A 26,999-nucleotide genomic window follows, 5' to 3' on the forward strand; every position below is an offset into this window, starting at 1 on the left:
TGGCGCTTATAAAAAACTAACCAATAGTTAATAGAAAATTTCTTCCTGATATTGTATTGTAAATATATAATAAATCTGAAAAAAATATCAGGTGTATCAAAAGTATTTCCTGATATTTGCCTGAAACTATAATGGCACATCAAGAGAGGAGGAGATTTTTATGAGTATGAAAAATCGATTTGCAGGAAAATGTAGAAGTTATCTGGTATTTTTTCTTCTGGCGGCAGTTGCAGTACTTTTATTTTTTCCAAGGGTAGCATCAGCTGCTTCCAAGCCAACTGCCAAACAGCTTAAAGTAACTTACAGAGGATTCGAATATGACAATGATACAGCAAAGTTATATCTGAAGCTGAGTCTGAAAAATACTTCGAGTTACACGATTACAAAAGTGAAGATGGGATATGAGATACCTATTATGGAGGATGGAACCATAACCCAGACCTTCAGTGTAACGATCAATCCCGGAAAGACAGTGAATAAGACGGTTTATATTGGAAAAATGACTCAGCAGCCATATAAAGCGCCGAAGGTAAAATGCTTATCGTTCTGGTATAAGTCAGCGACACCTAAGCTAAACCAGCTCAAAGTCAGCTACAAGGGATATGAGTACAATCCGAACACAGGAGAGCTGTATATAACTGCCCGTATGCAGAATACTTCCAGTTATACGATTACAAAGGTAACGATGTATTTTGAGATACCACTGGATGAAACTGCAACACCGACCAAAACCTACAATGTAAATATTCCGGCTGGAAAGACAAAAAATTACAGGTTCAAAATTGGAATGATGACAGATGCTCCGGATGGAAAGGTACTGGTGAAATGTAAGAAATTCTGGTATAAGAAATAACAAATGAAATTGTGATATCAGACAGGCAGCCATTGTGAGATACTCTAAACAGTACCGCAATGGCTGCTGTTTTGTTATGCTTAGGAAATTACGTCGGAATTGTTATAATTAGGTATATTTTAGCATAAATAATTCCTGTCTGAAATAAAAATTGCTGTTATTATTTCTGGCTTAGTCGGGCTCGAAGTGGCAGTAACTCCTGCTTTACGTTACAAATGTTTCATGTTATCATTATCTAAAATCAGGGAAGCTGTTTTTCGGGGAATTTTTTAACCGAATGCGGATTGCGAATATCCGTTTAACTTGCAAAATCTGGTAATGAAGGAGGATGAAAAATATGCGGAACAGAAAGAAACTGCCAATTGGAATAGATAGTTTTGAAAAAATAATCCGGCATAATTTTTACTATGTGGATAAAACAGAAATGATAACAGAACTTCTTCATAACTGGGGAGAAGTGAATCTGTTTACACGTCCTCGCCGTTTTGGAAAATCTCTGAATATGAATATGCTGCAGTCATTTCTGGAAATCGGATGTGATAAATCGCTGTTTAATGGACTGAAGGTATCCCGTGAAAAAGAACTGTGTGAAGAATATATGGGAAAGTTTCCGGTAATTTCGCTTACATTGAAGAATGTGGAGGGATTAAATTTTGAGTCAGCCCGGAAAGCGCTGAAGAATACTCTGGGAATGGAGGCGTGGAGACTTAGTGCTCTGGCAGAGAGCAGCCGCCTTACAGAGGAAGAAAAAAACTCTTATAAAGCATTGACTGTCGTTGATGATCATGGCGATTTCAAAATGTCTGATGCCACAATGGAGAAGGCGCTGCTTATATTAACTGTATTACTGGAGAAACATTATGGAAAAAAAGCGGTTCTTTTGATTGATGAGTATGATGTGCCATTAGATAAAGCGTTCCAGTATGGATATTATGACGAGATGGTATCTTTGATCAGAAACATGTTTGGAAATGTTTTGAAGACAAATTCGAGCCTGTTTTTTGCAGTACTTACGGGATGCCTGAGAATTGCGAAGGAAAGCATTTTTACAGGATTAAACAATTTTAATGTTTTTTCGATTACGAGTGTACAGTTTGATGAGTTCTTTGGATTTACAGATGATGAGGTCGCAGAAATGCTGAAATATTTTGGGCTTTCTGACTACCATGAAACAATCAGGGAATGGTATGATGGTTATCAGTTTGGAAAGAAAGCAGTGTATTGTCCCTGGGACGTGATCAGTTATTGCAGAAATTTATGTGCAGATCCTGATGCGATACCAGAAGATTTCTGGTCTAATACCAGCAGCAACAGCATTGTGAGTCGTTTTATAGATAAAGCGAATAAACAGACGAGAGATGAAATCGAAAACCTGATTTCGGGAGAAACGGTTATAAAAGAAATAAAACAGGAACTGACATATAATGAACTGGATAAATCCATTGAGAATCTTTGGAGTATACTTTTTACAACAGGGTATTTAACACAACGTGAAAGAATAGACAGCAGAAAGTTACGTCTGGCAATTCCTAACAGAGAAATTAAAGAATTGTTTGAACTTCAGATCAGGGAATGGTTTCAGGAAAAGTCATCTGAGGATATAAAGAAGCTTGATAAATTATGCATGGCTTTTCCAGATGGAGATGCAGAAACGATAGAAGATTTGTTTAACGACTATTTATGGAATACAATCAGTATTCGGGATACGGCAGTTAAGGGAAGAAAAGAAAATTTTTATCATGGAGTTTTGCTGGGGCTGCTAAGTCATATGGAGAACTGGGCTGTCTGGTCGAATATAGAATCTGGTGAAGGTTATTGTGATATTTTACTGGAAGTTCCGGAGAATCGTGTCGGAGTGGTGATCGAGATGAAATATGCTCAGGAAGACAGAATGGAGGCAGCTTGTACAGAAGCTCTGGAACAGATTGAACAACGTCAATATGCTGCAAGGTTAAAGAGTGACGGGATGAAGAATATTGTAAATTATGGCATTGCCTGTTATCGGAAACATTGTAAAGTTAAGATTGGGAAAGAAAATTCTTAATCTAAGAAGATATCTTAATAAGAAAACAGCTCTGCTGTTCTGAAATTACAGCTCCTCTCAGTGATTATTATTTGTGATACTGAGGGGAGCTTTTTATATCATAGAAGATTATTCTGCAATGTTTCTGTGATGTAACAGTCTTTTGGACAGGATTCTTTCTTACGTATTCCTTGTTGGAATAATCCATGTGAAAAGAAGAATTGCGAAAGAAATAGGAAACGAACGGGTATAATTTGTGCAAATTGTTGGAAAATTTTTTAAACATACTTTAATATGAACGGAAAAGTCAGGAAAGGAAGAAAAATGAGAAAGAGACTTATCATCGGTATGAGTGGGGCTTCCGGAGCGCCTCTTACAATAGAATTGCTGAAACAACTGCAGCAGTATAAAGAAATAATAGAGACACATCTGATCGTGACAAAAGGTGCGGAAATGACGCTGGAACAGGAGACAGATTATACATTGGAACAGCTATATGCTCTTGCGGACGAGGTACATGATTGAAACAATCTCAAACCCCCAGCAGAGCTGGTGGTACTGACTTCGGGAGATAATTATTATTGTGTAAATAATGAGAATGGAAAAGTATATTATTGGAGTTCAAGCGAAGATAGCTATTATTATATTGCTGAATCGATAGATGAATTTGCTTCTTTTTTTAGGTGATATCTGTTGTAAGGGTAATAAAACGGCTGCCAATCCGGTAAATATGTGAGATAACATATCAGTAGGTGAGGCAGCCATTTTACGTATATTTTTGCTACAACCCTAACGCAACTCAGCAATCCTGCTGACTGCCACATAGATCTCTTGGATTTTATACCAGGTTGGATAGTCTACGATCCCTGTCTGGTCCAGACCGAAAATGCTCTGGAAAATCCTGACGGAATTTTGGGTCTCAGGTCCGTAAATTCCATCTGCGGTGACAACAGGGACAGCTGGATAAGCTTCTGCGATTGTGTTTAACTGTTCCTGAATCTGTCTTACCTTATTTCCGGATGCACCGATATCCAGATCATATCCCGGCCAGGAGGAGGGAATCCCGGAGATTGCTTCCGCCACATTGATATACATATCATTTCCGTAAAAAGCCCGGAGGATTTCAATGGCAGAGTATCCCTGATCGCCCAGTGCTTTGCTTCCCCATTGTGTCATCCATCCTCTGTTTCGACATTGTACCTGTTTGCCGTCACAGTACTGGGTAAGGATTGGCTGACGTACATTTGGCCTGGAAAGATAATTCTCGAATAATTCATCTACAATGCGGTCAATGCTGGCAAAGATATTCCTGCCATAGATCCATTTGTGATCATAGGCAGTGGAGGAAGTGATCGTAAAGTCATAACCTTTGTTCCGGTACCATTCCGTATAAACCCTGTTCAGAGTAAAAGACATGATAGCCAGAATATTTGCCCGGATGGTGTCGTCGGGCCAGGTGGCATAGATTTCGCTGCTGGCTACATTTTTGATGTAATCTTTGTAGCGTACATAATAATTGCCTGCAGCGGAATCGTTGACAGGCCCATCGTGTACCACTATATATTCAGGGACAACGACCTTGCTTAATACGATTTCGCCGTTTTCGTTTATTGGTTTTATCTCGGCTTCTTCGATTTTGGGAGGATATTCATAGAACAACGTATGCGGAGGAATTACAATTCTCTGGAAAGTTTCGCTGGATTCCATGACATTCAGCGTTGTTGGCTGTCTGGATAAAGTATCTGCTAATACCTGGCTTCCTGCGATTTCTTTGGGTTCAAAGCCTTCTGCTTCGATCTGAATGGTATATTCTGAGTATGGCTGCTGTTCAACCGGTTCCATACTATATTCCAGAGGTGGAGTCTTAAGTTCAATGACAGGAGTGCGTCCGGAGGAATCTGTTGCCACTTCTTCAATGGTACTGTCGGGTGCTCCTGTGTAGGAGATTCTGACGCGTGCGTTTTCTATGGGACGATTGTTCAGCCGGTCTGATACGGTAACCTGATATTGTCCTGTATCTATATTTTCCTGCTGCATCTGCATATGATAAAAAGCCATACAAGCTCCTGTAGATAATGCTTTCCTGATAAATTATGCAGGGGATCGGAAAATGGTTACCTGAGAAAAGAATTATTGTAGAAAAAAGAATAAAAAAATAAGGCACCATGACTTCTCATAGTTCCTCATTCTTTAAATGCGGAAGATGGGACTTGAACCCACACGAGCGCAATGCTCACAAGATCCTTAGTCTTGCTCGTCTGCCAGTTCCGACACTTCCGCATATCGCATTTTCATGGGATTCTTTTGCTCTCCCTCGCGACAAGTGATACTATATCAAATGTAAAAGCTAATGTCAACACCTTTTTGAAAAAAATATAAAAAAATTTCAATTTTTTTTTGAAAAAAAGAGGAATTTGAAATTTTATGTAGAATATAATTAATAAGAGGTATTTTGTCAGCTTGTGGAGGTATCGCTTATGAATATCAGAGAAAGCATGGAACAGCGTGAACAAAAGATGCTCAGTCCTTATGCTGCTTTGAGTCTTTGTTCCAGAGGCAGAGAGCGGCAGGAGGAAGAATGCGATGTACGGACTGTCTATCAGAGAGACAGGGACAGGATCCTTCATAGTAAAGCTTTTCGCAGGATGAAGGATAAGACACAGGTTTTTGTGGCACCCCAGGGTGATCATTACAGGACCAGACTGACACATACTCTTGAGGTATCACAGATTGCCAGAACAATAGCGAAGGCACTGAGACTGAATGAAGATCTTGTAGAAGCGATCGCACTTGGACATGACCTGGGACATACTCCCTTTGGACATGCAGGTGAGAGGGCTCTTGATGCAGTGAATCCGGATGGCTTTGCCCACTATAAACAGAGCGTCAGGGTTGCACAGATACTGGAGAAGAACGGCGAAGGGTTGAATCTCACATGGGAGGTCCGGGATGGTATCCTGAATCACAGAACCAGTGGGAATCCGTCTACTCTCGAAGGACAGGTAGTAAGACTTTCGGACAAGATCGCCTATATTCATCATGATATGGATGATGCACAGCGGGCGGGGATTATTTCTGAGGATGATATTCCGGTCACGCTTCGGATGCTGCTCGGTTATACAACCAGAGAGCGGCTCAATACATTTGTTCATGATGTGATAGAGAACAGTCTTGAGCAGGATACCATAAAGATGTCAGCAGAGATCTACGAGGCAATGATGGATCTGCGGGCTCTCATGTTTCAGAATGTATATGAGAATCCGGCAGCCCATAAGGAAGAGGAAAAGGTAGTGAAGATGCTGACGGAGTTATATGAATATTATGTCGAACACCCGGAAGCAATGTCAACAGAATACAGGGAGCTGATCGTGCGTGGAGAGAAGAAGGAACAGGCAGTATGTGACTATCTCTCAGGAATGACAGACCAGTATTCTATAAGGAAATTCCGGGAGATTTACATACCAAAAGCATGGGAAGTCTATTAATCGATCAAGAAGGAGGACGAAGCATGCGTTATTCAGACGATATCATTGAAGAAGTCAGGATGAAGAATGATATTGTAGATGTTGTATCCCAGTATGTGAAGCTGAACAAAAGAGGAAGTACCTATTTCGGGCTGTGTCCGTTCCATAATGAGAAAACGCCCTCTTTTTCGGTAACACCGGCGAAGCAGATGTATTACTGCTTCGGATGCGGAGCAGGCGGGAATGTATTTAATTTTGTGATGGAATATGAGAATTATACCTTTGGGGAGGCACTGAAGCATCTGGCAGACAGGGCAGGGGTGCAGCTTCCGAAGATTGAATATTCCGGAGAAGCAAAGAAGAAAGCAGAACGTCGGGCTGCCCTTCTGGAGATCAATAAGCTTGCAGCAGGATATTTCTATTATCAGCTGCGTCGTGAGAATGGCAGACAGGCACATGAATATCTGACAGGCAGAGGACTCAGTGAGGAGACGATCAGGAAGTTTGGCCTGGGATATTCGGATAAGTACAGTGACGATTTGTACAAATATCTGAAGTCAAAGAATTACAGTGACGAACTGCTGCGGGATTCCGGCCTGTTCAATGTGGATGAACGCAGGGGAATGTATGACAAGTTCTGGAACAGGGTTATTTTCCCGATCATGGATGTGAATAACCGCGTGATCGGATTTGGAGGCAGAGTGATGGGTGACGGAAAGCCGAAGTACCTGAACTCGCCGGAGACTACAATCTTTGATAAAAGCCGGAATCTGTACGGGCTGAATGTTGCAAGAACCACGAGAAAAAATTATCTGATCCTGTGTGAAGGATATATGGATGTGATATCCATGCATCAGGCAGGGTTTACCAATGCGGTGGCATCGCTGGGAACGGCACTTACTTCCGGACATGCAAGTCTGCTGAAGCGTTACACTCAGGAGGTATTGCTTCTGTATGACAGTGATGATGCAGGCGTGAGGGCTGCCCTTCGTGCCATTCCGATCCTGAGGGAAGCAGGTGTTTCTTCGAGGGTGGTAAATCTTAAGCCGCATAAAGATCCGGATGAATTTATCAAGGCACTTGGAGCGGAAGAGTTTGAGAAACGTCTGGAGCAGGCTATGGACAGCTTTATGTTCCGCGTACATATGGCAGAGCGGGAATTTCCAATGGAGGAACCCCAGGGACAGAACCGTTTCTTTGAGCGGTGTGCGCAGATGCTTCTGGAGCTTTCCGATGAACTGGAGAGAAATCTTTATATAGAAGCAATCGTAAAGGATTACAGAAGCAGTGGGATCAGTGTGGAGAATCTGAAAAAGAGAGTCGGAGCTCTTGCAATGAAGGGAACTCCGGCAGAGCAGAGAATTCAGCCTAAACCTGTGGGAGCAGGTCAGCAAAAGAAGAAGGAGAGTGCAGCAGAGAAAGCACAGAAGCTGATGCTTACCTGGCTGGTAACTTATCCGGGTATATTTGACACAGTGGAAAAATATATCCAGCCTTCAGATTTCGTGGTTCCTCTGTACAGGCAGGTGGCAGAGATGCTTTACCAGCAGCACAGGGATGGCGATGTGAATCCTGCAAGGCTGATGAATGCTTTCATTGACAGTGAAGAGCAGAGAGAGGTTTCATCCCTTTTTAATGCAACGATCCATCTGGAGACTCCGGAGGAACAGAACCGGGCTTTCTCGGATGCTGTGATCAGGATTAAGGATGAGAGTCTGAAAGAGAGAAACAGAACCTGGGATCCCACAGATATACAGGGACTGCAGGAACTTGTAAAAGCAAAGAAAGAACTGGAAGAGCTTGGAAGAAAGCGGCAGCAGCTGCATATTTCTTTCGAATAAGGATAAAATATAAACACTATATGGAGGTATAGAGCACATATGGAAATGAATATGGGTAAATTCAGTGAAAAACTGGTAGAACTTCTGGAGCTTGCCAAGAAGAAAAAGAATGTACTGGAATACCAGGAAATCAATGACTTCTTTAAGGATCAGCCACTGGGAGTTGAACAGATGGAGAAAGTATTTGACTTTCTGGAAGCCAGTGGAGTGGATGTGCTTAGGATTACAGACAGTAATGCAGATGATATGATCCTGGATGATGACGATGCAGACATTGATAAGCTGGATGAAGAAGAGATTGAGCTTGACAAGATCGATCTTTCTGTTCCTGAAGGTGTAAGCATCGAGGATCCGGTACGTATGTATCTGAAGGAAATTGGTAAGGTTCCGCTTCTTTCAGCAGAAGAGGAAATCGAACTTGCAAAGAGAATGGAGAATGGGGATGAGGCTGCCAAGAAACGTCTGGCAGAAGCAAACCTTCGTCTTGTTGTCAGCATTGCAAAGAGATATGTGGGACGTGGAATGCTTTTCCTTGACCTGATCCAGGAAGGTAACTTAGGTCTGATCAAAGCGGTTGAGAAATTTGATTACCGCAAGGGTTATAAATTCAGTACCTATGCTACATGGTGGATCCGTCAGGCGATCACCAGAGCAATCGCAGACCAGGCACGTACCATCCGTATTCCGGTGCATATGGTTGAGACTATTAACAAACTGATCCGCGTTTCCCGTCAGTTACTGCAGGAGCTTGGACGTGAACCTACGCCGGAAGAAATTGCAAAAGAGATGGATATGTCTGTAGAGCGTGTACGTGAGATCCTTAAGATATCCCAGGAGCCTGTATCTCTGGAGACACCTATCGGTGAGGAAGAGGACAGCCACCTTGGAGACTTTATCCAGGATGACAATGTACCTGTACCTGCAGATGCAGCAGCATTTACTTTGCTGAAAGAGCAGCTGGTAGAGGTTCTGAGCACACTGACAGACAGAGAGCAGAAAGTATTGCGCCTGCGTTTTGGCCTGGACGATGGACGTGCCAGAACTCTGGAGGAAGTTGGTAAGGAATTTAATGTAACAAGAGAACGTATCCGTCAGATTGAGGCAAAGGCGCTCCGTAAGCTTCGTCATCCGAGCCGCAGCCGTAAACTGAAGGATTATCTGGACTAAGGAGCCTGTTATGCAGCTTTCATTACGTTTGTCTGCAATAGCAGGCCTGGTGACCAGGGGAAACAGACTTGTGGATGTGGGATGCGATCATGGATACCTGCCGGTTTCGCTTTATCTGGATGGAAAGATTCCGGGTGCGATTGCCATGGATGTAAGAAAAGGCCCGTTGTCCAGAGCGCAGGAACATATTTCTCAGTATGGACTGGACGCATACATAGAAACCCGGCTTTCAGACGGACTTGAGGCTTTGAAACCGGGAGAGGGCGACACTCTTGTGATCGCAGGAATGGGCGGCCCTCTCATGGAGAGGATTCTTACTGACGGGGCAGAGGTCAGGGAGAGCTTTCGGGAAATGATCCTGCAGCCTCAGTCAGATATCCCCCATTTTCGCAGATTTGTCAGAAAAATCGGCTGGCAGATCACAGAGGAGGAGATGGTTCTGGAGGATGGCAAGTTTTATCCTATGATGAAGGTAATTCATGGAGAAAAGATGCATATTTCAGAAGATACTCCTTATACTTTAGATGAGTGGTTTGGAGGAATGCTTCTGGAAAGAAAGCATCCTGTTCTGCGGGAGTATCTGGAAAGAGAGCTTCGCATCCGCAATGAGATTCTTAACAGATTAAAGAATGCGCCCAATGCAGAGAAGCGTGCAGGCGAGATAGAGGAGGAAAAGCAGGCAGTTATTGCTGCTTTAGAGGAATATGAAGGCATATGAACTGACCTCCTGGCTGGAGAAGAAGTACCCGTCAGATGCAGCAGAGGACTGGGATAACGTAGGACTTCTCGCAGGAGATGATACAAATGAGATCAGCCACGTGTTTCTGGCTCTGGATCTGACAGAGGAAACACTGGCTGAGGCCATAGAGGATGGGGCAGATATGATCATTACCCATCATCCCATGATCTTTTCCGGAATTAAGAAGATCAATAATCACAGCTTTACAGGAAGAAAGATCCTTACGCTGATACAGAAAGGAATTGTTTATTATGCGATGCATACCAATTATGATGTGCTGGGTATGGCAGATCTGAGTGCAGACTATACGAAGATGCATGATACCACAGTCCTTTCCGTAACTGAAGAGAGAGAGGGAGAAGTACAGGGTTTTGGCAGAGTTGGGAAACTTCCCCGGGAAATGACGCTGAGAGAGTATGCACAGCTTGTCAAAGAGTCTCTGAAGTTAAATGATGTAAAGGTTTATGGGAATCTGGACAGCATGGTAAAATGTGCTGCTGTATGTACAGGATCAGGCAAGAGCATGATCAAGGATGTCATTAAGGCCGGTGCGGATGTGTATGTGACCGGTGATATCGACCACCATACAGGAATTGATACGGTTGCGCAGGGACTGGCGCTGATCGACGCCGGACACTATGGAACAGAATATATTTTTATGGATGCAATGAAAAAAGAACTGACACAGGCATTTCCGGAACTGAAAATCTCCTGTGCAGAGGTAAAGAGCCCGTACACGATTCTGTGATACGGGTTCTTACCATATAATAATGAAATTATAAATGAAAATTGGCTGATCTGCCTGTTGGCGGCGGAGCTGATAACTGTATTTACTTGTCGGTATAGCAGAAATGGAGGCAGGATTTATGGGACAGAAAATGTATAACGTTACGATACAGGGAATAACAAAACAATATCCTGAGAAGATTCCTTACAGTGAGATTGTAAAGGAATACGAAGGAAGTACGGATGCACCTGTAATGCTGGTGATCGTAAATGGCAGGCTGAGAGAACTGCATAAGCATCTCAAGGCAGACTGTGAGATTGAATTTGTGACATCCAAAGATCCGATCGGACACAAAACTTATTGCAGAAGTGCAAGTCTGATTCTTCTGAAAGCAATTTATGATGTGGCAGGGCAGGAAAATATAGACAGTGTAATGATCCATTATTCTGTAGGCAGCGGCTATTATTTTACAATGAAAGGACCTATGGCGCTGGATCAGGAATTTATTGATAAGGTAAAGGCGCAGATGCACAGGATCGTGGACGAGAATCTTCCCATTGTAAAGCGAAGCGTAAGCACTAGTGAGGCAGTTGCACTTTTTCATAAGCATCATATGTATGACAAAGAGAAGCTGTTTAATTACCGCAGAAGCTCTGCGGTGAATCTTTACAGTATTGGAAGTTTTGAGGATTATTTCTACGGTTTTATGGCGAACCATACGGGATATATTAAGACGTTTGATCTGTTTTTGTATGAGGGTGGTTTCGTACTGCAGCTTCCGACTCAGAATGAACCGGACCGGATACCTGAATTTAAACCGAGGGAGAAGATTTTTCGTGTGCAGAAGGAATCTCAGGAATGGGGAGATAAACTGGATATTGCGACAGTTGGTGATCTGAATGAAAAGGTTACCAGAGGCGGTATCCAGGATATTTTGCTGATCCAGGAAGCTATGCAGGAGGCAAAGATTTCGGAAATCGCATCTGAGATTGCCGCAGCCGGAAACAAGAAGTTTGTTATGATCGCAGGTCCGTCTTCTTCCGGAAAGACTACGTTTTCACACAGGCTGTCTATTCAGCTGGCTGCCCATGGAATGAAACCGCATCCGATCGCAGTGGATAATTATTTCATTGACAGGCACCTGACTCCTGTAGATGAGTTTGGGGAAAAGAATTTTGAGTGTCTGGAAGCGATTGATGTGGAGCAGTTTAATAAAGATATGCTTGAGCTTTTGGAAGGAAAAAGGGTAGAGATGCCGGTTTTCAATTTCAAAACAGGAACCAGAGAATATAAAGGTGATTTTCTGCAGCTGGATAAAGACGATATTCTGGTGATCGAGGGAATTCATGGATTGAATGACAGGCTCAGCTATGCGCTGCCAAAGGAGAGCAAATTTAAGATTTATCTCAGCGCTCTGACTCAGCTGAATATTGATGAACATAACAGGATTCCTACTACGGATGGCCGTCTGATTCGCAGAATTGTAAGAGATGCCCGCACCAGAGGGACTTCCGCAAAAGAGACAATTGCAAGATGGCCGTCTGTGCGCAGAGGTGAAGAACAGAATATCTTTCCGTTCCAGGAGGATGCAGATGTAATGTTTAATTCTGCGCTGATCTATGAACTGGCATGTCTGAAAGTATATGCGGAACCGCTTTTGTTTGGGATTGCCAAGGACGAACCAGAGTATACAGAGGCGAAGAGGCTGCTGAAGTTCTTTGAATATTTTGTTCCGGTGCCAAGCGAAGCAGTGCCGAATAATTCGATTTTAAGAGAATTTATCGGTGGAAGCTGCTTTAATGTGTAAAATAGTAGAATGAAAGTTACTGTTCACACGCCACTATCCCGAGACATACAAGCCAAAATTCCATTGCCGCAGACAATTTGAAATGAATTTTGGCAACGTTACTGAGAACGGAGTGAACAGTAATGAATGAAATTTCTTTACAAGTGCAAAAAAACGTGCTAGAATAGCACTTGCGCAACCAGGCCAGGTAATCGCGGCTGAACAGACGAAAGGGTTCAGACGAGGAAAGTCCGGGCTTCGCAGGGCAGGATGCCGGATAACGTCCGGTGGAGGTGACTCCCAGACCAGTGCAACAGAAATAAACCGCCTCACTTGCTGAGGTAAGGGTGGAAAGGCAGTGTAAGAGACTACCGCCGTCCTGGTAACAGGCCGGGCACATGTAAACTCCATTCGAAGCAAGACCGAATAGAAAGCGATACGGCTGCCCGTCGTGCTTTCAGGTGGGTCGCTTGAGCCTTATGGCAACGTAAGGCCTAGACAGATGATTACCCAATGACATAACCCGGCTTATCGGTCTGATTGCGTACAAAAAAACAGAACGGATTTCTTCCGTTCTGTTTTTTTGATATTTGTTTTATTATTTATTGCGTTTACCTGTATATTTCTCTTCGCAGTATTTACATCTGTAAACTTCTTTCTCTTTATCTGCAAGAACAAAGATCTGGTCGAGTCCCTGTTCAATGGAAGTGATGCAGCGTGGATTCTTGCATTTGATCACGTTGACAACCTGATTCGGAAGTTTCAGTTCTTTTTTGGCAACGATCTTCTCGTCCTTGATTACGTTTACAGTAATGTTATGATCGATAAAGCCGAGAATGTCAAGATCAAGATTCTCAACCGGGCATTCAACCTTGATGATATCTTTCTTACCCATTTTGTTGCTGCGCGCGTTCTTGATGATGGCAACGGTGCAGTCAAGTTTATCAAGCTTCAGATCATGATAGATAGTCATGGCCTTGCCTGCTTTGATATGGTCTAATACATAACCTTCGCGAAGTGCTCCAACATTTAACATGGTAATTTTACCTCCAGTAATGTGAGAATCAGGGCCATACGTACATATACACCGTACTGTGCCTGTTTGAAATAAGCTGCTCTCGGGTCTGCATCCACCTCTGTTGAGATTTCATTTACACGTGGAAGCGGATGAAGAATGTACATGTCTTTTTTTGCAAGTTCCATTTTCTGTTTGTCCAGAATGTAGAAATCCTTCATGCGGACATAGTCTTCTTCGTTGAAGAAACGTTCTTTCTGTACACGTGTCATGTAGAGGATATCAAGATCCGGTAAGGCATCTTCCAGTCTCTCTACTTCCTGAAATTCGATATTGTTCTTTTTCAGAACATCCTCGCGGATATAGCTTGGGATGCGAAGCTCTTCCGGTGAGATCAGAATGAATTTTACATTTGTGTAACGTACAAGTGCTTCGATCAGGGAGTGAACTGTACGTCCGAATTTCAGGTCGCCGCACAGACCAATGGTCAGATTGTCCAGACGTCCTTTCAGGGAACGGATGGTAAGTAAGTCGGTTAATGTCTGGGTAGGATGTTGATGACCACCGTCGCCGGCGTTGATAACAGGAATAGAAGAAGCCATAGAAGCTACTAACGGAGCACCTTCTTTCGGGTGACGCATAGCACAGATGTCAGCGTAACAGGATACAACGCGGATTGTATCGGCAACACTTTCACCCTTTGAAGCGGAACTGGAATCAGCTGATGAAAAACCAAGAACTTTACCGCCAAGGTTCATCATAGCAGCTTCAAAGCTGAGACGGGTACGGGTGCTTGGCTCATAGAATAAAGTTGCAAGTCTCTTGTCGTCACAGACATGTGCGTATTTATCAGGGTGTTTCTCAATATCGCTGGCCAGGTCAAGAAGAGTATTTAACTCATCAACAGACAGATCCAGCGGACTCATTAAGTGTCTCATTTCATACCTCCATATTTTACTGGTTCAGGAATTTTTATTTAATCCTTCATAACATCATATAATAATCAGGTGCTTTTTTCAAGAGAGTTTTCCAAGTATTTTCTCAAAAAAAAGTCCGGCTCCGAACCAGAGGGGAGCGTAGTCCGGTCTTATCAGTCCCCGGTAATTCAGGGGAGTGTTGCTGTAGTCCCAGGGACACATATGAAAACAGCGCAAAAGAGCACCGCTGATAAATTCCACGAAGAAAAATCCGACAGTATAAATGCAGCCGCGGACAAAAAGCGGGACAGCAGAAAGTTTACCGGAGAGCGGGCGGATGATGGCACCGCATCCGTAAATGGGAAACATTAAAAGGGAAGTTTTTCCTGTCATGGTAAGTTCTCCTGAAAGGATGGAATGCAGTCCGGTCCAGAGGATTTCCATGCACCAGCCCGTCAGACCGCAGAGAATGAAAGCTTTTTTCATAGGTAACGCTCCTGTATAAATTTCTATGATTCTAGTATTGCCTGCCTTGAAAAAAACATACACGTAGGATATAATGAGAACACGTTATTACACTATAGCAATGAGGTGCCTTATGCGCAAAAGGAACGTGTGGAGGGGATCTCATGGAAATAAGAGGAGTTTATTATGAATTATCAGGAAAGCCGGGAGTACATAGACAAAATCACCCGGGAAATTCCCAGTGTCCTGGGACTGGAGCATATGCGTGAGCTGATGAAACGTCTTGGAAATCCACAGGATGATCTGAAATATGTGCATGTAGCCGGTACCAATGGCAAGGGTTCTGTCATTGCTTTTTTGTATTCTGCTTTATCAGGTGCGAGATATCGCATTGGAAGATATGTTTCGCCTACCCTGTATTCTTACAGAGGCAGGATGGAAGTTTCGGGAAGCAGGATCAGCAGAGAGGACTTTGCTGCTTATATTACACAGGTGTCTGATGTTATTGCTGCTATGACAAAGGATGGTTATCCCCATCCCACTGCATTTGAAATAGAGACTGCGGTGGCATTTCTGTTCTTTAAAAAAGAGAATTGTGATCTCGTTTTGCTGGAAGTGGGAATGGGCGGAAATCTGGACGCCACAAATATTATTAAGAATACGCTGCTGGCAGTGCTGGTATCGATCAGTATGGATCATATGTCTTTTCTTGGAAATACTCTGGCACAGATCGCAGAGAAGAAAGCCGGGATCATCAAAGACGGCTGCAGAGTGGTGACTGCCAGACAGAAGCCGGAAGCAATGCAGGTGATCGAGAGAATCAGCAGAGAACATGGTGCAAAATGTACCATAGCAGATGCTTCTGAGGCAGAGATGTTAAAGGAAAGCTGCCTTGGACAGACAATCCGGTACAGGGGTGAAGAGTATGAGATTCCGCTGGCAGGTGTTTATCAGAAGGAAAATGCAGTAGTTGCGCTGAATGCTTTAAAAGTATTGGATGAGCTGGGCTTTCCCACTGCTGCGGAGCAGAAAAAAGAAGGGCTTCGCACAGTAAACTGGAACGGACGGTTTACAGTTATCTGTAAAAAACCGCTGTTTGTGGTAGACGGGGCTCATAATCCTGCTGCTGCGGATATGATGGCAGCTTCAATAGAGCATTATTTTAAGGGAAAACGGATCATCTATATTATGGGAGTGTTTGCAGATAAGGATTACAGAAGTGTGATTCAGAAAACTGCGCACTTTGCAGACCGGATACTTACGATCCAGACTCCGGATAATATAAGGGCGCTGCCTGCCGGAGAGCTGGCGAAGACTGTCAGTGAATACAATCCCAATGTACAGGCAATGGATACGATTAAAGATGCAGTGGAGGAGGCTTTTTCACTTGCCGGGGAACAGGATGTGATCATTGCCTTTGGCTCTCTTTCCTTTATCGGAGAGATGACTGACATTGTAGAGAATTTGTGAAAGTAAAAAGGTACAACATAAATGATAGATTTACAGGAATGCAGAAATGAAATAGATAAGATCGACAGCGATATCATACGTCTTTTTGAACAGAGAATGAAGGTGTGTGAGGATGTTGCAGAATATAAGATACGAACAGGAAAGAAGGTTCTGGATCCGGAAAGAGAGAGACAGAAGCTGGAGGTCCTGAGAGGTAAGGCACATGGAGAATTTAATCAGCTTGGTGCGCAGGAGCTTTTTCAGCAGATCATGGCGATCAGCCGTAAGAGACAGTATCAGCTTCTCACAGAGCATGGAATCGAGGATGATGAGAAACTGGAAATGGTAGATGCACTTCCGTTGAAAGATGTAAGAGTTGTCTTTCAGGGTGTGGAAGGTGCATACAGTTATGCTGCAATGAGGGAATATTTCCAGGACGATATTGAGAGCTTTCATGTAAAAACCTGGCGCGATGCAATGGAAGCAGTTGTGGAGGGAAGAGCAGACTATGCGGTACTTCCCATTGAGAATACAACTGCCGGTATTGTTGCTGATATTTATGATCTTCTTACAGAGTATGAGCTTAGCATTGTAGGAGAACAGATCATCCGTCCGGAGCATGTACTTCTGGGACTGCCGGATGCTGAACTGGAGGATATCAGACAGGTATGTTCTCATCCTCAGGCACTTTCCCAGTGTGGAAAATATCTGGAATCTCATCCGGACTGGAAGAAGAAAGAGATGGAAAATACTGCCGGTTCTGCCAAGAAGATAAAAGAAGACAATGACAAGACGCAGGCAGCTATTGCCAGCAGACAGGCAGGAGAGCTTTACGGACTGAAGATCCTGGCTGAGAATATCTGCTATAACGGACAGAATGCCACACGTTTTGTGATCGTGAGTAAGAAACCGATCTATGTGAAGGATGCACATAAGATCAGTATTTTCTTTGAACTGCATCATGAGAGCGGAACTCTTTACAATATGTTGTCTCACATTATTTATAATGGACTGAATATGACGAAGATTGAATCCCGCCCGATCACAGGGAAGAACTGGCAGTACCGTTTTTTTGTTGATTTCGAGGGAAATTTAAAGGACAGTGCAGTGAAGAATGCCCTGAGAGGAATTGAGGCAGAAGCTGACAGAATGAGAATTTTGGGAAATTATTAAAAATCATTTCCATAATGCCAGAGCGTGTTTGAAAAATCATTTCCACAATCTGCACGTCCCACTTTGCGGTATATTTTGCGTAAAGCATTTTTCAAACACACTCTGGTACATCGTTTTCGAAATAATTATACCACTCACAGCAGAACAATAAGATAAAACAACAAGGTAAGAAGGAAGTAATAAAAATGGCTAGATTAAATGAATGCATCTTATACCGTAACTTTGAACATGGAGAAATCCTTGATAGAATGGCAGAACTGATGAATGCCTGGGAACAGAACGCACCTGATCTGAAAGAAAAGGAAGGGCTGTTCTTTGAGTGTGCCAACGGACTGGTGGAAACTGCCGGCGCTTATGGATTTTCCGGAAATTTATGGCACTGTTATCTGACATTTCTTCTGGTAAATAATGAAAATGCATTCAGTACAGCCTGTGAGATCAGAGGGGCTGTCAACGGAAGTATTAATGAACTGGCACTGAATGATTTCGGTGTGTTTAAAGAACTGTATGATTTTGACCTGACTGTACTGGATGAGGCATTTGGAATTTCCTGCTGTAAGGTTCTCGGTGATTATACCAACACCGGAAGTAACAGCAAGATGTTTAATTCCCGTATCAGAGACCGTATCTGTGATCTGAGCAAAACGCTGGCAGCAGCGGAGTCCACAGAGGAATTCATGAAGGATATGGTACAGTTTTATAAGGATTTTGGTGTGGGTAAGCTGGGATTACATAAGGCTTTTCGTGTAGGCCATGATGAGAATGATAATGTGGAGATCCAGCCGATCACAAGGATCGCTCATGTGAAACTGGAAGACCTGGTCGGATATGAAATCCCGAAGCAGAAACTGATCGAGAATACAGAAGCTTTCGTAAGAGGTAGAAAGGCAAACAACTGTCTGCTTTTTGGTGATGCGGGTACAGGTAAATCCTCAAGTATCAAGGGAATCCTGAACCGTTATTATGATGAGGGACTTCGTATTATCGAGGTGTATAAGCATCAGTTTCAGGATCTGAATGATGTGATCGCCCAGATCAAGAACAGAAACTATAAATTCATTATCTATATGGATGATCTGTCATTCGAGGAATTTGAAATCGAATATAAATATCTGAAGGCAGTGATCGAGGGTGGTCTGGAGAAGAAGCCGGACAATATCCTGATCTATGCAACAAGTAACAGAAGACATCTGGTAAGAGAGAAATCCAGTGACAAGCTGGAGATCATGGATGATGACGATCTGCATTCCTCCGATACAGTGCAGGAGAAGCTTTCACTGGTTTATCGTTTTGGTGTCCGTATTTATTATGGTGCACCGAGCAAAAAAGAATTCCAGACAATTGTGAAAGCTCTCGCAGAGAGAAACGGAATTACCATGCCGGAGGACGAACTGCTTCTGGAAGCAAATAAGTGGGAGCTTTCCCATGGAGGACTTACAGGACGAACTGCACAGCAGTTTATCGACCATCTGCTGGGTGTGGAGAAGGAATAAAAAAGCAAATAGATGAATGGTAAAGGGGGAACGCATATGGCAGTCATGACATTTGCAGCCATTGACATCGGATCTTATGAAGTCAGCATGAAGATCTTTGAGATGTCAAAAAGAATTGGTTTTCGTGAACTGAATGATGTCAGATACAGTCTGGAAATCGGAAAGGGTGTCTATTCTGACGGAAAGATCGATTCAGAAATGCTGAATGTTTTATGTGAGGTGCTGAACGACTTTAAGAGGCTGATGCAGGACTTTGGGGTGGAAGAGTATCGTGCCTGCGGCACCAGTGCATTCAGAGAACTTGTGAATCCGCTGCTGATCATTGAACAGATCTATCAGCGTACAGGAATGAAAATTGAAATATTAAGCAGTGCAGAACAGCATTTCCTTGGGTACAAATCAATTGCTGCTATAGAAAAGGGATTCAAAAAGATGATCCAGAAAGGCACCGCAATCCTGGATGTGGGTGGCGGAAGCCTTCAGGTTTCCCTTTTTGACAAGGATGCTCTGGTCACTACCCAGGGACTTAAAATGGGAAGTTTAAGAATCCGCCAGCGTCTGCAGGAACTGGAGAAAACAACCATTCATTATGACAAGCTGGTTGAGGAATTTATCCGAAATGACCTGATGAGCTTTCAGCGTCTGTATCTGAAGGATAAGGATATCAGGAATGTGATCCTGATGGGAGATTTTATTACAGATATGATCTTCCAGGAGGAAATGGAAGACAGGATCATTACAAGGGAAGAGTTTATGAAACGCTATGAGGATACAGTTGGAAAATCTGTTGACCTGCTGGCACAGGAGATGGAGATTGATCCGGAATATGCATCCCTTGTTGTGCCGACCATGGTAGTGTGCAGAAATTTTATTGATATTTTCAATGCAGAGTCTCTCTGGGCACCAGGTGTTTCCCTGCTGGATGGAATTGCCTATGATTTTGCAGAGAAGAAAAAATTTCTCAAAAGTGTCCACAATTTTGAGAATGACATTCTGGTTACATCAAAGAACATTGCGAAACGCTATTCCAGCAGTAAGAGCCATATCCAGGGAACTATGAATCTTTGCCTGAATATCTTTGACAGTATGAAGAAGGTTCATGGTATGGGAACAAGAGAGCGTCTGTTACTGCAGATCGCGGCACTGCTTCATGATTGTGGCAAATATATCAGCATGGAAAAGGTTTCCGAGTGTTCCTATCAGATTATTATGTCTACAGATATTATTGGTCTGTCCTCTATGGAGCGCCAGATGATCGCATGTGCGGTCAGATTCAATAATTCTGCGTTTGTTTATTACGATGAACTTTACAGTATGGGAATCGCTATAGACAGAGAGAGCTATATCAAGGTGGTAAAGATGACTGCAATCCTTCGTCTGGCGAATGCCATGGACAGAAGTCATTATCAGAAAGTAAAAGGAATCAAAGCAGTGCTCAAAGACAGAGAACTGCAGATGATCGTGGATTCTGCACAGGACATTTCCCTGGAACTGGGACTGCTGAAAGATAAAGAGGCATTTTTTGAAGAAGTATTTGGCATTCGTCTGGTTCTCAGACGCAAGGGCAGAGCGTAAAGGAGGATGAACTTATGGACTTTGAAAAATTTGAAAAGAAAGAATATTTCGTGAATCGCGAGCTGAGCTGGCTCAAATTTGATGAGCGTGTTCTGAGTGAAGCAAGAGATAAAAATCTTCCTTTGTTTGACAGACTGAAGTTCTTAAGCATTACCGCATCCAATCTGGATGAATTCTTTATGGTGCGTGTGGCGTCTCTTAAGGATCAGGTACATGCAGGATATCATAAAACAGACATTGCAGGAATGACAGCTAAAGAACAGTTGAAAGAAATCAGTGTCCGTACCCATGAACTGGTTCATGTACAGTATAATACACTGAACCGTTCTCTGATCCCTGCGCTTGAGAAAGCCGGAATGCACCTGGTGGCAGCCCATGAGAATCTTACAGAAGCACAGAGTGTATTTGTAGACAGATACTTTGAGGATAATGTATATCCGGTACTTACACCGATGGCGATGGATTCTTCCAGACCGTTTCCGCTGATCAGAAACAAGACATTAAATATCGGTGCGCTGATCTCCAAGAAGGAGAAGAGTGATAAACTCAACAAAAAGGATAAAACAGGAGAACTTCTGTTTGCTACAGTGCAGGTTCCGTCTGTGCTTCCAAGGGTGGTGCAGATTCCGTCAAAGAAGGATGGAGATACCACAGTGATCCTGCTGGAAGAGATTATTGAAAGAAATATTGACAAACTTTTCCTGAGTTATGATGTGATATGTGCCCATCCTTACCGTATTATGCGTAATGCGGATCTTACCATCGATGAAGATGAGGCAGAGGATCTGCTGGTGGAGATCCAGCGTCAGTTAAAGAAACGTCAGTGGGGTGAGGTTATCCGTCTGGAAGTAGAGGATAAGATGGATGAACGCCTGCTGAAGATTCTGAAAACGGAATTTGACATCAAAGAGGCAGATATTTTTGAGATAAACGGACCTCTGGATCTTACCATGCTTATGAAAGTATATGGCGCGGATGGCTTTGATGCTTACAAGACACCGAGATATCAGCCGGCACCTGTACCGGAATTTCAGAATGAGAAGGATATTTTCCAGGTGATACGTGAGGGCGATGTATTCCTGCATCATCCTTATATGAGCTTCGATCCTGTTGTAAATTTCGTACGTCAGGCAGCAAAAGATCCGGATGTTCTGGCTATTAAACAGACTCTGTATCGTGTCAGCGGCAATTCACCGATCATTGCTGCCCTTGCGCAGGCAGCAGAAAACGGCAAACAGGTTTCCGTGCTGGTAGAGCTGAAAGCACGTTTTGATGAAGAAAATAATATTGTATGGGCGAAGAAGCTGGAGAAGGCAGGATGTCATGTAATTTATGGTCTGGTAGGCCTTAAGACACACAGCAAGATCACACTGGTTGTGCGCAGGGAAGAGACAGGAATCCGCCGTTATGTGCATCTGGCAACCGGAAACTACAATGATTCCACTGCCAAACTCTATACAGACTGCGGTATCTTTACCTGCGATGAACGTTTTGGTGAAGATGCAACAGCAGTATTTAACATGCTCTCTGGATATTCTGAACCGAAAAGCTGGAATAAGCTGATCGTAGCACCAATCTGGATGAAGGACAGGTTCTTAAGCCTGATTGAACGTGAGGCAGAGAATGCGAAGAAAGGACTTCCGGCGTTAATCCGCGCAAAGATGAATTCTCTCTGTGATCCGAAGATTATTGCTGGATTGTATTATGCATCTTCCTGCGGAGTTCAGGTGGAGCTTCTGGTAAGGGGTATCTGCTGTCTGAAAGTAGGAGTGCCGGGAATCAGTGAGAATATTCATGTCCGTTCTATTGTAGGGGAATTTCTGGAGCATAGTCGTATTTTCTATTTTGAAAACGGCGGAAACCCGGAAATCTATATGGGAAGTGCGGATTGGATGCCGCGTAACCTTGACCGCAGGGTAGAGATTGTTTTCCCTGTGGAAGATGAGAAGATTAAGAAAGAGCTGGAGCATGTACTTGATCTGGAGTTTAAGGATAATGTAAAAGCTCATATCCTGCAGCCGGATGGAACTTATGTGAAGCCGGATAAACGAGGCAAAGCCCAGATTAACTCTCAGATGGAATTCTGTATTGAGGCAACTGAGAAAGCAGCACTTCATAAACACGAAGAAAAGAAATCCCGCGTATTCATTCCAGCAGAGCCTGCGGAGGATATAGAGGAATAAGAAACAGTCAGAAACAGAAATAAATAACTGGGAAATGCCATGGAAAGCGGTGGAGCTGCCATGGCATTTCTTCTCTGGGACAAAAAAATAAAAATTTTTTTGTGGCAAAAACCGCATAAATACAGGGCTTTTTGAACGAAAAATTCGAGAAAAATAAAAAAATTGAAATTTTTTTAAAAAAGTACTTGCATTTTAGAAAAAGATGGTGTATATTAAACGAGTCGACAGCGAAGAGCAAACGACAGATAAACAAATGGCCAGTTGGTCAAGGGGTTAAGACGTCGCCCTCTCACGGCGAAAACACGGGTTCGATTCCCGTACTGGCTGCTACAAAATAGTGAGAATTTAACCAGAGCTTAGGCTCTGGTTATTTTTTTATCAGGGATTTCTCCTGACATGTTGTATGTCTTCGCAGACAAAAATGATTCACGAACCTGGAGCTTTCATCTGACAATAGAGGAGTAATACTTGGAAAGGAAGAACGATATGGTCACTGATGAAGAACTTTATGGGCAATATCTGTGCGGTGATGAGATAGGACTTGAACTATTAATAAAAAAATACGGCGACCCGCTGACCTTATACATCGATGGTTATCTGCATGACGTCCATGAAGCGGAGGATTTAATGATGGAAACCTTTTCCTGGTTGTTTACGAAAAAGCCCCGCATCCGGGATGGATGTTTTAAGGCTTACCTCTATAAAGCAGCACGGCACATGGCTTTGCGCCACAAAAGCAGACGGCGGATTTTCTTCAGTCTTGACGACCTGGCCAGAGAACCGGAGGCACAAACGCTGGTGGAGGAGATCGTCCGCACAAAAGAACGGAATCAGATCCTGCATCTCTGCATGGACGAGTTAAATCCAGATTATAGGGAGGCTCTTTATCTGACCTATTTTGAGGGCATGAGCTATCAACAGGCAGCTAAGGTCATGGGGAAAAGTGTAAAGCAGATCACAAATATGGTGTATCGGGGAAAAGAACGTTTACGCGGATTATTGAAACGGGAGGGTATTGCAAATGCTGAAAAATGAGGAACGGATTGCAGAGATAAAACGGCGTATTGCAAAAAAAGAACAACAGCAGAGAATGCGGCGCAGACGGATTGTCTCTGCTGTCTGTATAGCGGCATGTTTTGCAGTGATCGTTGGGGTTTCCTTTGCCATGCCCGGTATTGTCGGACAGATTGAACCCGGTACTTCTTCAGGCTTTGAAACTGCGGCAACGATTTTGGGCGGCAGCACCGCACTGGGATATATGGTGATCGGACTGCTGGCTTTTATTCTCGGCGTGTGCGTGACTGTTCTGTGCTTCCGCATCCGTCAGCTGAATAAAGAGGAGCAGACAGAGATGAAAAAGGAGGACAATGGGGATGGAACTGTTCAGTAACTTTTTTCAAATTGCTGTTACCATGCTGGGCTTTTGTATGAGTGGCATTCGGTATCTGAAAGATCGAAAACAGGCATATTTTCTTCTGACCTGCTTTTATGGCTGCTTTGCCCTCGGCTCTCTTTACTGGACGCTGTATCTGCTTTTGTTTTCTGAAACACCACAGGTCTTTTATGTGTCAGAGTTTGGCTGGGTATCCAGTGTGATTTTCCTTCATCTTCTGCAATACACCCTTTCTTCTGATGGGGAAAGAAGATTTTTGACAGGAAAAGCCCTGATTGCCCCTTTGATCGGTGTTCCGCTTTGTGTGTTTTACTGTACCTTTGGGGATGTTCTCTCCAATCTGCTCTGGTGTGGCATGATGATCGTTGTTTCTTATCATTCCATCCGGGGTCTTGCCTATGCGCAGATACAGACGGGAACAGCGTGTAAGATGCGGTATTTCCACATTGGGGTACTGTGCTATGTGGCGGTGGAGTATGTCCTTTGGATCTCCGGCTGCCTGTGGCCGGGCTATTCCATTTCCGCTCCCTATTGCTGGTTTGATCTTCTGCTTACAGGCTGTCTGTTTGCACTGCTGCCAGCCACAGGAAAGGCGGTGCAGGTATGACATATATTGAAAACGTATTTCTTTGCATGGCCTCACCCCTGCTGATCGCTGCTCTGTGCATGGGAAAGCGGCAGAGAAAATTCTTTCTGTTCTGCTTTGCCGGGATGGGTGCCTGTCTGCTTTCCGCTTACATCAACACCTTTTTCGTTGCACTTTATAAAGCGGACACCTTTGCAGCTACCACAGAGATCGCCCCGGTGGTGGAGGAAGTGATGAAACTTCTGCCACTGCTCTTTTATCTGCTGATATTTGAGCCGAAAGCGGAGCAGATCAAAAATGCAGCCGTGATCACAGCTCTTTCCTTTGCCACATTTGAAAACGTCTGCTATCTGATACAAAACGGAGCCGGTCATTTTTCTTTTATTTTCTTCCGGGGTATTGGGACAGGAGCCATGCACGTGATCTGTGGGGCTATTGTCGGCGGTGGACTTGCATATGTGTGGCAGAGAACATGGCTGAAGATTGCCGGAACCTGCGGTCTGCTGGGAGCAGCAATCACTTTTCACGCAATTTATAATCTTCTGATCGCCTATGGCAGTGCAGCACAGTATATTGCTTATCTGCTGCCTGTACTGATCCTGACAGCGGGAAAACTGATCTCCCGCAGTTCGATACAATAATATAACCTGTTTTTTCCTCTTTTGGGAGCTGTTTCGGCAGCTCTCAAATTTTTTTGAAATAATTTGATTTTCAGGTGAGAGTTTTTCGCTTTTTTTGTACCTATATAAGTGAAAGACTTTTAAGACTGTTTTTGTGGAAGGAGGTTGGAAGGCATGTACGATACAGAAGAGCGTATCGAATTGGTAAAAAAGCGAATGTATGAATATCACCGCCGCCAGGAGCGGCGCACAGTCTGCCGGCTGTCTGTTCTGTGTACCCTGTTATTCCTGTCTCTTGTGGGAGCAATGGGGATAATGCAAAACAAGCCAATAAACGTTACGGGAATGTACGGCACAATCCTGCTTCATGAGGACGCAGGCGGTTATGTGTTGGTGGCTGTCATTTCCTTTACGGTGGCAGTCGTGATTACCGCATTATGTATCAAATTCAGAAAAAAAGGACAAAAGAGTCAGGATGCAGAAAATCATGTATAAAGAAAGGAAAAGGTGAAAAGTATGAGGAAAAAATTATTAGCCGGGATGCTGGCACTTGCACTGTGTTCTACAAATATGCCCCTTCAGACCATATTTGCGGAAGAATTTACTTCCGGAAATCAGGATGTAGTGTCTGAGGAAGAAACTCCGGAGATTTTTACCAATGAGGAGCTGGAAGCGGCAGGAGAGACAGATGAGGAACTGTCTGTATTCAGTTCAGACGAGGTTCCTGAATTTAATGATGCCCCCGATGAGGCAATGGCTGCTGCGGAAAATGAACAAGCTGGAGAAATTGATTTAGCTGATAACGATAAGGTTATGAACGGAGTTTATACTATAAGTTCGGCAGGAGATTACAAATTCACATGTAGCCGGGAAACAGGAAATAGAATTGTGGTTGATGGAAAGAAAATTTCAGCGAAAGACAGCATCAACATTTATCTTAATAAAGTAAATATCAATACATCTGCTGGTCCGGCACTGCGAATAAATCTTAATGTTGAAGCTACAGTCACTATCCATTTAACAGGCACAAATAGTCTTATAACAAAGAATAACTATTATGCCGGTTTACAGAAAGATAACAAAGCTCGGCTTATAATAAAAACCAATAATTCAGATGCTACTGCAGGAATCTTAAATGCTCGTAGTATCGATGGGGATAGCGCCGGAATTGGTGGCGGCTTTTACGGCTCCGTCTCTTGCAGTAATATTATTATTGATAGTTGTTCTGTAATTGCTAGTTCTAAGTATGGTGCTGGAATTGGTGGCAGCAAGCAACGCGCTGGCAGTGTCAGTGATATTATCATTAATAGTAGTTCTGTAACTGCTAGTTCTACGGATGGTGCCGGAATTGGTGGCGGCGGTTACGGCGCTAGCAGTGTCAGTGGTATTACCATTAATAGTAGTTCTGTAACTGCTAGTTCTACGAATGGTGCCGGAATTGGTGGCGGCGGTTACGGCGCTGACAGTGTCAGTGATATTACCATTAATAGTAGTTCTGTAACTGCTAGTTCTACGAATGGTGCCGGAATT

The 26,999-nt window shown here is 43.5% G+C and carries 24 protein-coding genes, 2 tRNA genes, 1 other RNA gene and 2 pseudogenes; 23 read left to right on the forward strand and 6 right to left on the reverse strand.

All coding sequences use genetic code 11. The features are described 5' to 3' along the window. Window positions 1–160 precede the first annotated feature (160 nt). The 4 genes from LJE11_RS12155 (at window position 161) to LJE11_RS20425 (ending at window position 3,563) form a co-directional block, all read left to right on the forward strand. Entirely contained in the window at window positions 161–853 is a 693-nt protein-coding gene (locus tag LJE11_RS12155; RefSeq protein ID WP_008707645.1) for a hypothetical protein, read from the forward strand. A 337-nt stretch (window positions 854–1,190) separates the two neighbouring features. Beyond that, complete coding sequence (locus tag LJE11_RS12160; protein WP_020993665.1) at window positions 1,191–2,897, forward strand: AAA family ATPase; 1,707 nt, start codon at window positions 1,191–1,193, stop codon at window positions 2,895–2,897. A 303-nt stretch (window positions 2,898–3,200) separates the two neighbouring features. Beyond that, the gene (locus tag LJE11_RS12165; protein ID WP_020993666.1) at window positions 3,201–3,401 is read left to right on the forward strand and encodes a flavoprotein; all 201 of its coding nucleotides are present in this window, start codon (window positions 3,201–3,203) and stop codon (window positions 3,399–3,401) included. A gap of 24 nt (window positions 3,402–3,425) precedes the next feature. After that, complete coding sequence (locus tag LJE11_RS20425; RefSeq protein WP_081703293.1) at window positions 3,426–3,563, forward strand: SMI1/KNR4 family protein; 138 nt, start codon at window positions 3,426–3,428, stop codon at window positions 3,561–3,563. Window positions 3,564–3,665: 102 nt separating this feature from the next. Here LJE11_RS20425 and LJE11_RS12175 read toward each other — a convergent pair whose 3' ends face one another. Both LJE11_RS12175 and LJE11_RS12180 read right to left on the reverse strand, forming a co-directional pair. Next, the gene (locus LJE11_RS12175; protein WP_008707634.1) at window positions 3,666–4,934 is read right to left on the reverse strand and encodes a peptidoglycan-binding protein; all 1,269 of its coding nucleotides are present in this window, start codon (window positions 4,932–4,934) and stop codon (window positions 3,666–3,668) included. 137 nt (window positions 4,935–5,071) lie between these two features. Next, window positions 5,072–5,156, reverse strand: a tRNA-Leu gene (locus LJE11_RS12180). 197 nt (window positions 5,157–5,353) lie between these two features. On the opposite strand from LJE11_RS12180, the gene LJE11_RS12185 reads away from it, so the two are divergent. From LJE11_RS12185 to rnpB, 7 genes are all read left to right on the forward strand, one after another. Further along, window positions 5,354–6,361: a deoxyguanosinetriphosphate triphosphohydrolase gene (locus tag LJE11_RS12185; RefSeq protein WP_008707633.1), complete on the forward strand. Its 1,008-nt coding sequence runs from the start codon at window positions 5,354–5,356 to the stop codon at window positions 6,359–6,361. Window positions 6,362–6,384: 23 nt separating this feature from the next. Beyond that, entirely contained in the window at window positions 6,385–8,181 is a 1,797-nt protein-coding gene (gene dnaG / locus LJE11_RS12190; protein ID WP_008707632.1) for a DNA primase, read from the forward strand. Window positions 8,182–8,220: 39 nt separating this feature from the next. Continuing rightward, on the forward strand, window positions 8,221–9,348 hold the full coding sequence (rpoD, locus tag LJE11_RS12195; RefSeq protein ID WP_008707631.1) for an RNA polymerase sigma factor RpoD: 1,128 nt from the start codon (window positions 8,221–8,223) through the stop codon (window positions 9,346–9,348). Window positions 9,349–9,358: 10 nt separating this feature from the next. After that, window positions 9,359–10,066 carry a tRNA (adenine(22)-N(1))-methyltransferase gene (locus tag LJE11_RS12200; RefSeq protein ID WP_227296037.1) on the forward strand — a complete coding sequence of 236 codons (708 nt, stop codon included), beginning with the start codon at window positions 9,359–9,361 and terminating at the stop codon, window positions 10,064–10,066. Next, entirely contained in the window at window positions 10,053–10,835 is a 783-nt protein-coding gene (locus LJE11_RS12205) for a Nif3-like dinuclear metal center hexameric protein (RefSeq protein ID WP_008707629.1), read from the forward strand. Before LJE11_RS12200 ends, LJE11_RS12205 begins: the two co-directional genes overlap by 14 nt. Window positions 10,836–10,953: 118 nt before the next feature. Beyond that, window positions 10,954–12,621 carry a nucleoside kinase gene (locus LJE11_RS12210; protein ID WP_008707628.1) on the forward strand — a complete coding sequence of 556 codons (1,668 nt, stop codon included), beginning with the start codon at window positions 10,954–10,956 and terminating at the stop codon, window positions 12,619–12,621. A gap of 175 nt (window positions 12,622–12,796) precedes the next feature. Beyond that, an RNA gene (rnpB, locus tag LJE11_RS12215) (RNase P RNA component class A) lies at window positions 12,797–13,147 on the forward strand. Window positions 13,148–13,198: 51 nt separating this feature from the next. On the opposite strand, the gene LJE11_RS12220 is transcribed toward rnpB, so the two are convergent. The 3 genes from LJE11_RS12220 to LJE11_RS12230 all read right to left on the reverse strand — a co-directional run bounded on the left by LJE11_RS12220 (window position 13,199) and on the right by LJE11_RS12230 (window position 15,018). Further along, window positions 13,199–13,636, reverse strand: a complete 438-nt coding sequence (locus LJE11_RS12220; RefSeq protein WP_008707627.1) for an aspartate carbamoyltransferase regulatory subunit — start codon at window positions 13,634–13,636, stop codon at window positions 13,199–13,201. Beyond that, window positions 13,630–14,553, reverse strand: a complete 924-nt coding sequence (gene pyrB / locus LJE11_RS12225; protein WP_020993668.1) for an aspartate carbamoyltransferase — start codon at window positions 14,551–14,553, stop codon at window positions 13,630–13,632. Before pyrB ends, LJE11_RS12220 begins: the two co-directional genes overlap by 7 nt. A gap of 78 nt (window positions 14,554–14,631) precedes the next feature. Further along, window positions 14,632–15,018 carry a putative ABC transporter permease gene (locus tag LJE11_RS12230; RefSeq protein WP_008707623.1) on the reverse strand — a complete coding sequence of 129 codons (387 nt, stop codon included), beginning with the start codon at window positions 15,016–15,018 and terminating at the stop codon, window positions 14,632–14,634. Between the two features lie 165 nt (window positions 15,019–15,183). On the opposite strand from LJE11_RS12230, the gene LJE11_RS12235 reads away from it, so the two are divergent. Both LJE11_RS12235 and pheA read left to right on the forward strand, forming a co-directional pair. After that, window positions 15,184–16,467 (forward strand): bifunctional folylpolyglutamate synthase/dihydrofolate synthase, encoded by a 1,284-nt coding sequence (locus LJE11_RS12235; protein ID WP_227296039.1) that lies wholly within the window; start codon window positions 15,184–15,186, stop codon window positions 16,465–16,467. A gap of 21 nt (window positions 16,468–16,488) precedes the next feature. Continuing rightward, window positions 16,489–17,619: a prephenate dehydratase gene (pheA, locus tag LJE11_RS12240; protein WP_008707620.1), complete on the forward strand. Its 1,131-nt coding sequence runs from the start codon at window positions 16,489–16,491 to the stop codon at window positions 17,617–17,619. Window positions 17,620–17,638: 19 nt separating this feature from the next. Here pheA and LJE11_RS20820 read toward each other — a convergent pair. Then, window positions 17,639–17,707, reverse strand: a pseudogene (locus tag LJE11_RS20820) (DUF6783 domain-containing protein); the annotation flags it as partial. Window positions 17,708–17,804: 97 nt separating this feature from the next. On the opposite strand from LJE11_RS20820, the gene LJE11_RS12245 reads away from it, so the two are divergent. The 10 genes and pseudogenes from LJE11_RS12245 to LJE11_RS12290 form a co-directional block, all read left to right on the forward strand. Beyond that, window positions 17,805–19,112, forward strand: coding sequence for an ATP-binding protein (locus tag LJE11_RS12245; RefSeq protein WP_227296040.1), 1,308 nt, complete (start codon window positions 17,805–17,807; stop codon window positions 19,110–19,112). 36 nt (window positions 19,113–19,148) lie between these two features. After that, the gene (locus LJE11_RS12250; protein ID WP_025577169.1) at window positions 19,149–20,687 is read left to right on the forward strand and encodes a Ppx/GppA phosphatase family protein; all 1,539 of its coding nucleotides are present in this window, start codon (window positions 19,149–19,151) and stop codon (window positions 20,685–20,687) included. 14 nt (window positions 20,688–20,701) lie between these two features. Then, a complete protein-coding gene (locus tag LJE11_RS12255) occupies window positions 20,702–22,870 on the forward strand; it encodes an RNA degradosome polyphosphate kinase (protein ID WP_227296042.1) in 2,169 nt (722 codons plus the stop codon). A gap of 255 nt (window positions 22,871–23,125) precedes the next feature. After that, window positions 23,126–23,197 (forward strand) — tRNA-Glu (locus LJE11_RS12260). Between the two features lie 141 nt (window positions 23,198–23,338). Continuing rightward, complete coding sequence (locus LJE11_RS12265; protein ID WP_227296044.1) at window positions 23,339–23,905, forward strand: RNA polymerase sigma factor; 567 nt, start codon at window positions 23,339–23,341, stop codon at window positions 23,903–23,905. Further along, window positions 23,892–24,260: a DUF4179 domain-containing protein gene (locus LJE11_RS12270; protein WP_227296046.1), complete on the forward strand. Its 369-nt coding sequence runs from the start codon at window positions 23,892–23,894 to the stop codon at window positions 24,258–24,260. Before LJE11_RS12265 ends, LJE11_RS12270 begins: the two co-directional genes overlap by 14 nt. Then, the gene (locus LJE11_RS12275; RefSeq protein ID WP_173704422.1) at window positions 24,244–24,870 is read left to right on the forward strand and encodes a histidine kinase; all 627 of its coding nucleotides are present in this window, start codon (window positions 24,244–24,246) and stop codon (window positions 24,868–24,870) included. The genes LJE11_RS12270 and LJE11_RS12275 overlap by 17 nt, the downstream gene beginning before the upstream one ends. Then, window positions 24,867–25,490 carry a PrsW family glutamic-type intramembrane protease gene (locus LJE11_RS12280; RefSeq protein WP_173704421.1) on the forward strand — a complete coding sequence of 208 codons (624 nt, stop codon included), beginning with the start codon at window positions 24,867–24,869 and terminating at the stop codon, window positions 25,488–25,490. Before LJE11_RS12275 ends, LJE11_RS12280 begins: the two co-directional genes overlap by 4 nt. Window positions 25,491–25,643: 153 nt before the next feature. Further along, window positions 25,644–25,964 (forward strand): hypothetical protein, encoded by a 321-nt coding sequence (locus tag LJE11_RS12285; RefSeq protein WP_055058709.1) that lies wholly within the window; start codon window positions 25,644–25,646, stop codon window positions 25,962–25,964. A 21-nt stretch (window positions 25,965–25,985) separates the two neighbouring features. Continuing rightward, window positions 25,986–26,999, forward strand: a pseudogene (locus tag LJE11_RS12290) (hypothetical protein); the annotation flags it as partial.

It is taken from the genome of Blautia sp. DFI.1.216, assembly GCF_020594215.1.
Classification (GTDB): Bacteria; Bacillota; Clostridia; order Lachnospirales; family Lachnospiraceae; genus Blautia_A; species Blautia_A wexlerae.